Below are 12,832 nucleotides of genomic sequence, written 5' to 3' on the forward strand. Positions count from 1 at the left end.
GGGGTTCAATTTTTCGATCAGATCCGCCGAGCCAGCGCCGCGAGCGCCTCGCTCCCGCCGGACGTGATGGGGTCCCCGTGACCGATACACGCGACCTCGAACGGCGGGGCGCGCTCGGCGAGACCCCGAATGCTGTCCAGCACTTCCCCCGTATCGTAGCTAATGAGCCACTCCGAGGGGTCGAGGTCGCCGTCGGACTCCGAGACGAGGTCGCCGAGCAGCGCGACGCCCAGCGCCTCGCTGACGTACGCGACGTGGCCCGGCGTGTGGCCGGGCGTGTGGTACGCCGTGAACGAGCCGACGGTCTCGCCGTCGCGGACGCCGACCACGTCGAGGTCGGGGCGGTCCGTGAGGAGCCCGCCGAGCCGCTGGATCAGTCCCTTGTGGTTCCGCAGCGGCGGTGATCGCGCTCCGCAGAGGAGCTGTGCGTCGAAGCCGTACGCGTACACGGGTGCGTCGAGGTCGGGCGTCAGCGACGCCAGCGTCCCGACGTGGTCGAGGTCGTAGTGGGTGAGGAGGACGCGCCCGACGTCCGCGACCGCGACGCCGGCGTCCTCGAACTCGCTCCGGATCGCGTCCGCGTCCCACGGCGTCCCGGCGTCGACGAGCGTCGGCACGTCGTCGACGACGAGGTAGGCGTTGGCCGCGCGAAGCTCGAACCGCCAGACGCCGTCCGCGATTTCGGTCGCCATGGCCGCGAGTACGGGGTACGGCGGGATGAACGCTGTCGTGGCGGAAACGCGGACGCGGGGAGGCGAGGACGACCCGCGGGGGCGTCTCGCGCCAGCGCCGCCGACCGACCCCTGTCGGCGACGCGGCCGACGAAAACGCCAAGACGCCAGGGCGACACCTCGGAGTATGCGACTGGAGGACTACTGGGGAATCGGGCCCAAGACGAGCGAGCGGCTCGTCGAGGCGCTCGGGACCGAGCGGGCGGTCGAGGCGATAGAGTCGGCCGACGTCCGCGCGCTCGTCGACGCCGGGCTCCACCGCGGCCGCGCGACCCGCATCCTCCGCCGGGCGAACGGGGAGGCCGGGATGGACGTGCTCGCGACGGGCGACGCACGGTCGGTGTACGACGACCTCCTCACGCTCGCCGCCGACGCGGCGCTGACCGCGCACGCGGCCGATCGGATCCGGGTGTTGACCCCGCTCCTCGACCGCGACGCCGTCGAGGCGCGGCTCGACCGAGTGGTCGCCACCCGCGACGCGTGGGCCCGGCTCGACGAGGCAGACCGCGAAGCCGTCGAAGAGGCGTTCGCCGCGTACGACGAGGCCGACGGCTCCGACCTCGCCGTGGTCGAGACCGCGGTCGCGCTCCGCGAGGCGGGGCTGACGGACGGGCCCTTCGCCGACATCGGCGCGCTCGACGGCGACCGGCTGCGCGACGCGGCCGACGCGCTCGCCGACGTGCGCGGGTCGATCGACCCCGCCGGCGGACTCGACGGCGACGACATCGCGATCGCGTCCGGGGCCGACGCGGAGTTGGACCGACTGCGCGATCGGCTCGCCGCCGCGCGCGACCTCGCCGACTCCGCGTTCGACGTGCTCGAATCGGTCCGCGACGGGAGCCTCCGCGACTTCGAGGCGCTGGAGGCGGCGACGATAGAGCACGTCGCGCGCGAGACGGGCGTCGAGCCCGCGACGGTCCGGTCCGCGGCGCCCGACGAGGCGCTCGACGCCGCCGACTTCGTCTCGGGGACGCTCCGAGACCTCGTGGTCGAACTCGAATCGGCGGTCGAGGAGCGCGAGGCCGCGGTCGCGGCCGACATCCGCGAGCGGTTGGGCGACGACGCCGTGGCGTCGGAAGGGGCGAACGGCGAAACGGACGAATCCGACGACGGTGAGGACGCGGCCGGCGGGGGCGAAGAAACGATTGTCGCCCGCGCCGCGTCGGCCGTTTCGGACGCCGCGTTCCTGCTGTCGCTGGGACGGTTCGCGGTCGAGAACGGCCACGTCCGGCCGACCCTCGTCGACGACGGCATCGCGGTGCGCGGCGCGCGGAACCCCTTCCTCGGCGGCGACGTCCAGCCGGTCTCCTACGGCGTCGGCTCCCACTCGCTCGCGGACGACCCGGGGGTCGCGAGCGCGGACGCGCCGCCGACCGGCGACCGCGTGAGCGTCCTCACCGGGGCGAACTCCGGCGGGAAGACGACGCTCTTGGAGACGCTCTGCGCGGTGGCGCTGCTCGCGTCGATGGGGCTCCCAGTGCCCGCCGACGCGGCCGAGGTCGGGACGTTCGACCGGATCGTCTTCCACCGCCGGCACGCCTCGTTCAACGCCGGCGTGCTGGAGTCGACGCTGAAGTCGGTGGTCCCGCCGCTCGTCGCGGACGGCCGCACGCTCATGCTCGTCGACGAGTTCGAGGCGATCACCGAGCCGGGCCGCGCAGCCGACCTCCTGAACGGGCTCGTGACGCTGACGGTCGACCGCGGCGCGCTCGGCGTCTACGTCACGCACCTCGCCGAGGACCTGAGCCCGCTGCCCGACGCCGCGCGGATCGACGGCATCTTCGCCGAGGGGCTGACGAACGACCTCGAACTCCGCGTCGACTACCAGCCGCGGTTCGAGACGGTCGGGAAGTCCACGCCGGAGTTCATCGTCTCGCGGCTGGTGGCGAACGCGGGCGACCGCGGCGTCCGCGCCGGCTTCGAACACCTCGCGGGCGCGGTCGGGGAAGAGGCGGTCCAGCGAACCCTCTCCGACGCCGAGTGGGCGGGGAACGATGACTGAGGAGTCGACGGACGACGCGGCCGGGCCCGACCGGATCCGGTCGATCGCGGTCCACCGCGAGGACGTGGCGAACGCGCTCGAAGCCTCGCTCCGGAGCGAGCGCGAAGTCGTCCTCCGCGCGACGCCGCCCTTCTCGGGGCGGATGCGCGCCCGCCTCCACGCGCTCGACGCGGGCGGAAACGAGAGCGGGGACGGGGACGGCGACGGCGGTTCCGACGACGCACCCGCGCCGCTTCACATCGATCCCCGAGACCTCGTCGCAGACGTGCCGCCGTACCCGGAGGTCGACGACACGGCCGCCGAACTTCCCGACGCCGACCTCGAAACGCGGCGCGAGCGACACGCCGCGAACGTCGAGGCGTGGCGCGAGACCGTTCGCGAGCGCGTCGGCTCGACGGTCGAGGTCGAGGTCGACGGCGAGATCCGCACCGTCGACGTGAACGCGCTGGGGTAAGGGGACCGTTTCTCGGCGGGGACCGCCGATCGGTCGAGCTACAGCCGTAGCCGCTCGACCGACGTGCCGGCGGCCTCGAACGCCTCGTCCGTCGCGGCCGCGACCACGACGGTGTCCGCGTCGGTGGCGGCGTCGAGGTCGACCTCGAACGCGCCGTCGGCGTCGGGCGTCACGAGCCGCGAGGTCTTTCGGGTGTGGACCGCGACGGACTCGGCGTCCGTCTCGCCCGCGACGACGACCGCGTCCTCGACGAACTCGGCGGTGGCGGTCAGGTCCGGCCCCTCGGGACGGTCGCGCTCGACGTAGCGGTCGCGGACGACCGTGGGCGTCTCGACGGGTTCGCCCGCGTCGACGCCGTGCGCCAGCCGGACGAAGCCGGCCATCGACCACGCGAGGGGGGTCGCCCCCCCGGTGCCCTCGCCGAACTCCCAGCCGTACTTCGTCGGGTGTTCGCGGTCCCACACCTGCTCGGGGAGCATCAGTCCGGAGTTGCCGAACCCGGCCATCGTCTCCAGCAGGGTCTCGGGTTCGAGCGCGTCCTCGTCGGTGCCGCCGAAGGCGTCGGGGCCGTCGGCGCGGGCGCGGAGCTCGTACTCGCCGCGCTCGCCGGTGAAGATGGGCCAGAGGCGCCCGCGGCCGTCGCCGGTGCCGGCCCACGGCGCGCCGGGGTCGCCGACGGCTATCTCGCCGTACGCGTCGCCGACGTAGCGGTACCAGGCGGCGCCGTGCGGCGTGTCCACCCGGATCGAGTCGTCGACGACGGAGACGGAGTTGCGGACGACCGGGTCGTCGGCCGGCTTGATCCCCAGCCGGACGAGTTCGAGGAAGCCGCCGTCGATTATCTCCCGCTCGTCGTAGGTGGGGCCGTCGTTGGCGATGGTGCGCGGGCGACCGGACTCGGGGTCGCCGTCGGCCGTGATCCGGAGGTAGTACGGCGTCTCCTCGTGGCGGTCGGTCCCCGTCGCGGTCGCGCACCACTCCTCGACGCGCGCGGTCCAGTCGTCCGCGAGCGCCAGCCACGCGAGCGCGTCCGCGCGGAGGGAGTCGGGCGACCGAGCGGCGTCACTTCCGGATTCGCCGCCGTCGCGCCGGTCGGCCTCCGCGAGCGCGAGCGCCGCGCCACAGACCAGGCCGGCGACCTCGGCCGCGATGCTCGACGGCGAGTAGCCGGCCTCCTCCTCCCAGCGCTCCTGCGCGGTCTCGGGGCCGTTCTCGGCGATGTAATCGAGCGAGCGGGCGACTTGGTCGTAGGTGTAGCCGGCGTCGTCGAGGGTCACGCCGCGCTCGTACAGCTGCCACGCCATCACCGAGGGGAACCCGATGTTGTCCATCTGCTCGCCGCCCCACCGGGTCCGCCCGTCGATGTAGGTGTTCTGCGGGAGGAACCCGTCGTCGTCCTGCTGGGTGTTGTACAGGTACGCGAGAGCGTCCGCGCCGCGTTCGAGCTCGTCCATCTCGATCAGCGCCGTGAACACCTGATAGAGGTCGCGCGACCAGACGAAGTTGTAGCCGTAGCCGCGGTCCTCAGCGGCGTACTCGGTCTCGCCCCACGGGACAGAGGGGCTCGCGATCCCGGCGCCGTCGTGGGCCTTGTCCTCGACGGCCGCCAGCGTCATCAGCGCGAAGCGGTACTGCGCCGCGAGGTCGGGGTCGCCGGCGACCGAGTCCGGAAGCTCGCGGTCCGCGAGCCACGCGCGCCACGTCTCGGCGTACGCCTCCGCGGCGTCGTCGAAGCCGCGCGCGAGCGCCCCCTCCGCCTCGCCGAGGGCGGCGGCGGTGTCCGACTCCTCGGCGAACCCGAGCGCGACCGTGTCCGCGACGGTCTCGCCGCTGCCGACGAGACCGGCGAGGACGACGTTCCCAGTCGCCTCCGACGACTCCTCGCCGCGCTCGCCGTCGCCGAACAGGGTGTCGGTGCCGTCGCCGTCGGCCGTGAGCGCGCTCGCCCAGTCGAACCCGTCGCCACTCGCCAGCGCGAGCGCGGGGGCGAACGGCTCCCCCTCGTCGTCGACGAGCTTGCCGGGGTCGCGGTCCGGATCGTCCTTGCGCGCGAGGAGGTGCGCCCCCGCGTCGCCCGAGACCCGCTCGGCGCGGTCGTCGGTTCCGACGTTGGCGATCGTGGCGTCGACGAGCGCGTACACGTCGTACTCGCGGACCCCGTCGAACCGGACGTCGGCGAGGATCGCGGTCCCGTCGGTGTCGACCGCGTACTCGACTTCGAGCGTCCAGCTGTGACCGTGCCCGTCGCCGGTCTCGCGGATCGTCTGGACGTACGCGAGCGCGTCGTCGGCCGCCGGCTCAGTCGTCCGCTCGATCGTCTCCGTCGTCGTGACGTGGCCCGTCTCGTCGAACGTCCGGATCGCGTACTCGGAGTCGGGGTCGGCGACGAGGAAGTCGAACGTCCGGACGTTCATCGCGTCGATCCGGGGGAACCGCGCCTCGGTGAGCGCCCCCTCGGTGAGCGTGAACCACACCGGCACCGGCTCGTCGGCCTCGTAGTCGGCGGGCGTGCCGACGCCGAACTTCCGGCCGGTCGTCCAGTGGGGCGCGGCCTCGGGGCCGGTCTCCCGGTCGTGCGGGACCGGGAGTTCGCCGTGACTCGCCAGCGTCACCGTCGCGTCGATCCGGAGCGCGTGCGACCACGCGATCGGCGTCGCGCTGTCGAGGTCGCCGTCGTCGAACGCCTGCTCCGCGAACAGCCCCGCCTCATTGACGAAGGGGCCGTCCGGCTCACAGATCGCGTAGAGGTCGCGCGCGTCGTCGAACAGGGGGTCCGCGGTCCCGCCGCGGTCCTCGACGACGCCGGCGAGCGTCGCCGCCGCGGTCGCGCCCCACAGCGTCGCGATCGACCACACCTTCGCGGCGCCCTGTTCGGCGGTGCGCCAGTCGTCTCCGGTGAACCTGATCAGCCCCTCCACGTCGGCCGTCTCGCGCCGGAGCGCGTCTATCGACCGCCGGACGTGAGTGTTGACGCGGTCGAGGAAGCGGTCGAACTCGCTCGTCGCGACGGAGTCGACCGACCCCGTGGAGCCCGAGCCGTCGGTGGCGGCCGCGCCGTCGTCGGTCTCGCCGTCGCCAGCCGCGGATTCGTCGTCGAGCAGGGCGGCGTACTCGGCGGCCGCGGTCGCGAGCGCGAAGGTGCTCGCGTCGGCGCGGGCGTCCTGCCCCTCCTCGCTGGCGCGCTGGAGGAACCGCTCCGTCTCGGGGTTCCAGCGGTCGTCGAGCCCCGACAGCGCCGCGTCCGCGGCGTGGGCGGCGTCGGCTCGAAGCCCTTCGTCGACCGGCGCGCGCGCCACCGCGGCGAACGCCCGGAGGTACTCGGCGCCGGTGTGGGTGAACCGGCCGAGCGCGTTCTCCCAGCAGTTCTGACAGCGGCGCGGGAGCCCGTCGTCCTCGGTGGTTCCGAGGAGGAAGTCGACGGCGTCGGCGATCGTCTCGTCGATCCGGTCGCGCCACTCGCTCGGGAGGTCCGCCTCGCGGCGGAGGGTCGCGAGGAACGCGACGACCGTGGCGGGCTGGTCGAGCTGGTCGTTCGGGCCGGGCGTCGCGTTCGCGCCCTCGATGCGGGCGTTCGCCCAGCCGGGGGCGACCTTCCCGGAGTCGGCCCACACGCGGTGGGGCCACGAGCCGTCGGCGTCCTGCGTCCGGCAGAAGAAGCTCGCGGCCGCGAGCAGCTCCTCGTCGGCGTCGAGGCCGAGCACGTCGCTCGCGTCGAGCAGCGCGGTCGAGACGGTCGCCTCGTCGCGGAACCACGTGTAGCCGTAGCCGCCGGAGGTGGAGTAGAACGGGTCGAACTCGGGGGCGGCGATCCGACCGCCGGACTCCGCGGTGAGCAGGTCGAGCGCGCGCAGGTCGCTCGCGATCACCGAGCGGCGCGGGGCGTCCTCGGGCACGTCGGGTCCGCGCCCGTCCGCGGCCTCGCGGAGGTCGTCGGCGTCGGGGTAGGCGGTGGCGATGTTCGACACCGCCTCGATCCGACGCTGGCGGTCGATCCCGTCGGTGAGCGCGTCCTTCGCGTCGTCGCCGGTGTCGCGCGCGGCCCGGCGGTCGACGACGGCGCGGCCGGCGAGCGTGACGCGCTCCGTGCGCCCGTCGCGCTCGAACGGCGCGCGGACGACGACGTCCGGGGTGAGCCGCGAGTCCTCGCGCCGGTCGATCTCGCCCCGGTGCGGGAAGCCGTCGTCCTCCTCGCCGAGCAGCTCGGGGATCGTCCGCAGCCGCTGGCCGTGCGCGTTCGAGAGGCCGGTCGAGGCGGTGAGGAAGTCGTGTTCGGACCGGTGGTACACCTCGACGACGCCGCCGTCGGCGGGGCCGGCGCCGCCGTGGACCATGTTACCGACGCGGCCCTCGACCATGTCCGGCGAGAACGCGTAGGCGGCGACGAGTTCGGCGTCGGCCGGCGGCGAGCCGCGGAGCTCGACGTGCGTGAGGTGCGTGTCGCTCACGACGAGGTCGAACTGGTGAATGGTGTAGCGGCCGGCGTCGTACTCGGTCTCGACGAGCGGGGTGTCGCCGTCGTAGTGCTGACGGGTCGTCTCGAGGTCGTCGAACCAGCGGACGCCGCGCCCGGCGGTGATCCCCATCCGGAGGCGGTCGGCGCCGCCGACTTCGGAGAGGGAGTACGAACAGTCGTGGACGGTCCCGTCCGGCCCCACGTGGACCAGTCGGCCGTCGTCGCCGGTGAACGCGCCGGCGGTCATCGAGTGTTCCGCCGGGTAGCGCTCCCCGCGCCGACGTTCGTGCTCCGTAAGGGCGGTACGCAGTCGCATACCCGCCCTGCGCCGGCCGGAGTAAAAGCCTTGACGACCGCGGCCGGTATCCGAGCGCGGGCTTCGCGGCGCAAATACCGCCGAAACAAGAGCAACACCGAAGGCCCCGGGCGTCGATGGGCGTCACATGCACCACCCCGGACCCCCGCGCTTCCTCGCGACCGGCGAGCGGACGGAACTGGCGCCGCGAGACCCGAACCCGGACGCGACCTACAACTGGCGCGTCGCCGACGCCCCGCCCGGCAGCGAGGCGACCGTCGGCGACGACCCCGTGACCGAGTTCACGCCCGACGTGCCGGGGCGGTACCTCCTCGGTCTCGACGCGCCGGACGGCGACCACCTGCTCACGGTCCGCGCGTTCCCCGCGAGCTACGAGGGCGTCGACGTCGCGGGCGGGAGCGGCACCGCGATCCGCGACCGCGACGCCGACGACGAGCCGATCGACTACGCCGCCCGAGAGCAGCACGAGGGAGTCGGCCGCCCGCGCGTCCGCGTCGACGCGAGCGTCGCGTTCGGCGACGACGGCGACAGGAAGGGGGAAAGCGCCGGCGAAGCCGTGTTCACGGCGGTTCCCTCCCCGAACCCGGAGTCCGCGCTCGACGCCGACGACCTCGCCGTGACGTTCGTCGTCGACGACCGCGACGTCGCCGACGCCGTCGCGGCGGGGCGCGCGAACCCGCGGGACGCGCTCCGCGTGAGCGAGGACGGCCGCGAACTCCGCGTTCCGCTCGCCGCGGTGCCGGAGCGCCTCCGCGTTCACGCCGTCGCCGTCGCGCACGACCCGGACGGCGACCCCCGCGTGAGCGTCGCCGACGGGGCCGCCGTCGAGCGCGGGCAGTCCGCAGCCGACGACGCCGGCGGCGAGGCCGCGCTGACGCCGGGCGCGCCAGACTTCGAGACGGTCCGGCTCAACGAGCCGCCGGCGTGGACCCGCGACGCCTCCGTCTACGAGATATTCGTCCGGACCTTCGCCGACGCCGACGAGGGCGAGGCGTTCGACGCCATCGCGGAGCGGATCCCGCGCATCGCGGAACTCGGCGTCGACACGCTGTGGCTCACGCCGGTGCTCGGCCACGACGGGAAGCCGCACGGCTACAACATCGTCGACTTCTTCGACACCGCCGACGACCTCGGCGACCGCGCCGACTTCGAGGCGCTCGTCGAGACCGCCCACGACCACGGGATGCGCGTCCTGTTCGACTTCGTCGCCAACCACACCGCGCGCGACCACGAGTGGTTCCAAGACGCCTACCGGAACCCGGAGTCGCCGTACCGCGACCGCTACGAGTGGCAGGAGTCGGGCGAGCCCGGCACCTACTTCGACTGGGAGCTGATCGCGAACCTCAACCACGCGAACCTCGACGTGCGGCGGTTCCTGCTCGACGTGATCGACGAATGGGCGCCGCTCGTCGACGGGTTCCGCTGTGACATGGCGTGGGCGGTCCCCGACTCGTTCTGGCGCGAACTGCGCGACCGCGTGAAGGACATCGACCGGGAGTTCCTCCTGATGGACGAGACGATCCCGTACATCCCCGGCTTCCACGAGGGGATGTTCGACGTCCACTTCGACGCGACGCTGTACTTCCAGCTCCGGCAGGTCGGCCGGGGCGCGGAGCCCGCGGAGACCGTCCTCGACGCGGTCGACCAGCGCGCCGAGATCGGGTTCCCCGACCACGCCGAGTTCCTTCAGTACATCGAGAACCACGACGAGACGCGCTACCGCGTCGAGTGCGGCGACGACGCCGCGGCCGCCGCGGGCGCGGCGATCATGACGCTGCCGGGCGTTCCGATGGTGTACGCCGGCCAAGAGATCGGCCAGCGCGGCCGCCGCGACGCGATCGCGTGGGACCACGCGCGCGAGGACGTGCGCGACCGCTACGAGCGCCTGCTCGAAACGCGGCGCGACCACCCGGCGCTCGGGCCGGCCGGCGACCTCTCCCACGTCGGCTACCACGTCGCCAGCGGCGACCTCTCGGAGCAGCCGATCGTCGCCAGCGGCGACGTCCACCCGGACGACGTGGTCGCGTTCCGCCGACACGACGGCGAGGAAGAACTCGTCGTCGTCCTCAACTTCGCGCCCGCCGACGCGAGCGTCGCGGTCGAGGCCGATCACGGCGAGCGCGACCTGGTGGCCGGCGAGCGATGCGTCGTCGAGGACGGCGAGGGGACCGAGCGGATCCGCGTCGACGAGGTGGCGGTGGTGCCGGTCGACGCCGAGTGAATCGCCTCGGACGAGGTCGGCCCGGAGGCTCGGATCGACCTCCCTCGCACGGAAACGCTTGAGTCGGTGGGGATCGCAGGGTGGCGTATGCGATTCGACCGCTCCGACGCCGTCTTCTGTCACGTGACCTCGCTGCCGGGGGCGTATGGGATCGGCGACCTCGGCGAGGGCGCGCGCGAGTTCCTCTCGTTCCTCGGCGACGCCGACGTCGACCACTGGCAGATCTGTCCGATCGGGCCGACCATCTCCGCCGCCGGGGAGTCGCCGTACCAGTCCCCGTCGGCGTTCGCCGGCAACCCGCTGTTCGTCGACCCCGAGGGGCTCGTCGACGACGGCTGGCTCGACCGGGGCGACCTGGAGCCGGTTCCCGAGTTCCCGACGGATCGCGTGGACTACGACGCGGTCCGCGAGTACAAGCTCCCGCTGTTGCGGACCGCGTTCGAGCGGTTCGAGGAGCGGGCGAGCGAGGAGGACCGCGCGACCGTCGACGCCTTCCGCGAGCGCGAGCCGTGGCTCCCCGACTACGCGCTGTTCCGGGCGCTCTCGGACGCGCGGCCGGAGGACGTCTGGACCGAGTGGCCCGAGCCGCTACGGACGCGCGACCCCGAGGCGCTGGCCGACGCGCGCGAGGAACACGCCCGGGAGGTCCGGTTCCGCGAGTTCGTCCAGTGGACGTTCGACCGCCAGTGGCGCGACCTGCGCTCGGTCGCGGCCGAGGAGGGGGTGTCGATCGTCGGCGACGTGCCGATCTACGTCGCGCTCGACTCCGCCGACGTGTGGGCGAGCCCGGAGGCGTTCCGGCTCGACGAGGGGAACCGCCCGGCCGCGGTCGCGGGCGTCCCGCCGAACGCGGGCGACGACGGGCAGCGGTGGGGGAACCCGCTGTACGACTGGGAGCGGCTCGCCGAGTCGGGGTACGACTGGTGGCTCGACCGGTTCCGTCGGCTGTTCGAGCTCGCGGACGTGGCGCGGCTCGACCACTTCCTCGGGTTCGTAAAGTACTGGGCGATCCCCGCCGACAGCGACGACCCCGCGGACGGCGAGTGGCGCGACGGGCCGGGGCGCGACCTCTTCGAGACGGTCGAGCGCGAACTCGGCGAGGCCCCCTTCATCGCCGAGGACCTCGGCTTCGAGGAGCCGGCGATGGACGAGCTGATGGCCGAGTTCGGCTTCCCGGGGATGCGCGTCCCCCAGTACGCCGACTGGTGCGCGGAGGGGAACGAGTCCCAGCCGATGCACTACGGCGAGGGCGTCGTCGGCTACACCTCGACGCACGACACGGACACTTGGGGCGGCTACTTCGCGGACCTCCCGGCCGAGCAGCGCGACTGCTTCCGGTACAACGTCGGCTCCGACCCCGACGAGCCGGCCGAGTGGGCGATCATCGACGCGGTGTGGGGATCGGACGCCATCCTCGCGGTCACCACCGTTCAAGACCTGCTCGGCCTCGGCAGCGACGCGCGGTTCAACGAGCCCGGCACCCTCGACGGCAACTGGGAGTGGCGGGTCACGCGCGACGCGCTCGACGACGAAATCGCGGACCGGCTGTGGGAGCTAGGCGGGAAACACGTCCGCTGAAGCCGTGGCGGGAATCCTCCCCGACTCGCCGCTCGTCCACGTCCTCGTGATCGCTGCGGCGACGGCCGTCATCTGGCTTGGGAGCGGCTGGTTGGAGGAGGCCGCCGAGACGTTGTCCGGGTACTACGGGCTCCCGGAGGTGGTTCAGGGGTCGGTCGTCGTCGCGGTCGGATCGAGCTTCCCGGAGCTCGTGAGCGTCCTCGTCACCGCCGTCACCGGCGTCTTCGACATGGGCGTCGGCGCGCTCGTCGGGTCGGCCATCTTCAACGTCCTCGTGATCCCCGCGGCGTCCGGGCTCGGAGGCGACGAGGAGCTCGGGGCCAGCCGAGCGATCGTGTACAAGGAGGCGCAGTTCTACATGCTCGCCGTCTCCGCGCTGGTCGTGACGTTCGCGCTGGCGGTCATCTACTTCCCGGTGTCGACCGACCCGATCGTCGGGACGATGCCGCGCTCGCTCGCGGTCATCCCGCTCGCGCTGTACGGCCTGTACCTCTTCATTCAGTACCAAGACGTCGGGGACGCGGGCGTCGAGCGCGTGCGCGACGGGGTCGACGTCCGCCGGGAGTGGGCGAAGCTCGGGGGCGGGCTGGCGGTCATCGTCGTCACCGTCGAGCGGCTCGTGGCGTCGGTCGAGTCGCTCGGCGTCGCCTTCGGGATCCCCGAGTTCCTCGCCGGCGTCACCGTCGTGGCGGCCGCGACGAGCCTGCCGGACACCCTCGTGAGCGTTCGGACGGCGCGCGAGAACCGGGGCACGACGAGCCTCGGGAACGTGCTGGGGTCGAACACCTTCGACCTGCTCGTCGCCATTCCGCTCGGCGTGCTGATCGTCGGCGAGGTCCCCGTCAACTTCTCGACCGCGGTACCGATGCTCGGCGTCCTGACGGGCGCGACCGTCCTCCTCTTCGTGACGCTCCGGACGAGCCTCGCGCTCGACGCGCGCGAGTCGTACGCGCTGCTCGCGGCCTACGGGCTGTTCGTCGCGTGGGTCGTCGCCGAGAGCGTCGGGGCGACGAGCGTCCTCAGGGGCGTGTGACCGCTTCGTGGGGTGCGGTCACGAGCACCGTCGCCGACGAACCG

Annotated in this window: 7 protein-coding genes; 5 read left to right on the forward strand and 2 right to left on the reverse strand. The window is 73.2% G+C overall.

The window, feature by feature from the left end; translation table 11 throughout:
• Positions 1-17: 17 nt before the first annotated feature.
• Entirely contained in the window at positions 18-692 is a 675-nt protein-coding gene (locus C463_RS08460) for an MBL fold metallo-hydrolase (RefSeq protein ID WP_008442756.1), read from the reverse strand.
• Positions 693-858: 166 nt separating this feature from the next.
• On the opposite strand from C463_RS08460, the gene C463_RS08465 reads away from it, so the two are divergent.
• Positions 859-2,733, forward strand: coding sequence for a MutS-related protein (locus tag C463_RS08465; protein ID WP_008442757.1), 1,875 nt, complete (start codon positions 859-861; stop codon positions 2,731-2,733).
• Complete coding sequence (locus C463_RS08470; RefSeq protein WP_008442758.1) at positions 2,726-3,187, forward strand: hypothetical protein; 462 nt, start codon at positions 2,726-2,728, stop codon at positions 3,185-3,187. Before C463_RS08465 ends, C463_RS08470 begins: the two co-directional genes overlap by 8 nt.
• 38 nt (positions 3,188-3,225) lie before the next feature.
• Here the strand turns inward: C463_RS08470 and C463_RS08475 are convergent, their stop codons facing one another.
• The gene (locus C463_RS08475; RefSeq protein ID WP_008442759.1) at positions 3,226-7,956 is read right to left on the reverse strand and encodes a glycoside hydrolase family 15 protein; all 4,731 of its coding nucleotides are present in this window, start codon (positions 7,954-7,956) and stop codon (positions 3,226-3,228) included.
• 127 nt (positions 7,957-8,083) lie between these two features.
• Here C463_RS08475 and malA point away from each other — a divergent pair, with 127 nt between their 5' ends.
• The 3 genes from malA (at position 8,084) to C463_RS08490 (ending at position 12,788) form a co-directional block, all read left to right on the forward strand.
• Positions 8,084-10,177, forward strand: a complete 2,094-nt coding sequence (malA, locus tag C463_RS08480; protein WP_008442760.1) for an alpha-amylase MalA — start codon at positions 8,084-8,086, stop codon at positions 10,175-10,177.
• 87 nt (positions 10,178-10,264) lie between these two features.
• Positions 10,265-11,755, forward strand: a complete 1,491-nt coding sequence (gene malQ, locus C463_RS08485) for a 4-alpha-glucanotransferase (RefSeq protein WP_008442769.1) — start codon at positions 10,265-10,267, stop codon at positions 11,753-11,755.
• Positions 11,756-11,759: 4 nt separating this feature from the next.
• Positions 11,760-12,788, forward strand: coding sequence for a sodium:calcium antiporter (locus tag C463_RS08490; protein ID WP_008442770.1), 1,029 nt, complete (start codon positions 11,760-11,762; stop codon positions 12,786-12,788).
• Positions 12,789-12,832 lie beyond the last annotated feature (44 nt).

It is taken from the genome of Halorubrum californiense DSM 19288 (genome assembly GCF_000336875.1).
GTDB lineage: Archaea > Halobacteriota > Halobacteria > Halobacteriales > Haloferacaceae > Halorubrum > Halorubrum californiense.

Coding starts and splice junctions, on each gene's coding strand:
- C463_RS08460 (WP_008442756.1), bottom strand. CDS start 692: ATGGCGACCGAAATCGCGGACGGCGTCTGGCGGTTCGAGCTTCGCGCG.
- C463_RS08465 (WP_008442757.1), top strand. CDS start 859: ATGCGACTGGAGGACTACTGGGGAATCGGGCCCAAGACGAGCGAGCGG.
- C463_RS08470 (WP_008442758.1), top strand. CDS start 2,726: ATGACTGAGGAGTCGACGGACGACGCGGCCGGGCCCGACCGGATCCGG.
- C463_RS08475 (WP_008442759.1), bottom strand. CDS start 7,956: ATGCGACTGCGTACCGCCCTTACGGAGCACGAACGTCGGCGCGGGGAG.
- malA (WP_008442760.1), top strand. CDS start 8,084: ATGCACCACCCCGGACCCCCGCGCTTCCTCGCGACCGGCGAGCGGACG.
- malQ (WP_008442769.1), top strand. CDS start 10,265: ATGCGATTCGACCGCTCCGACGCCGTCTTCTGTCACGTGACCTCGCTG.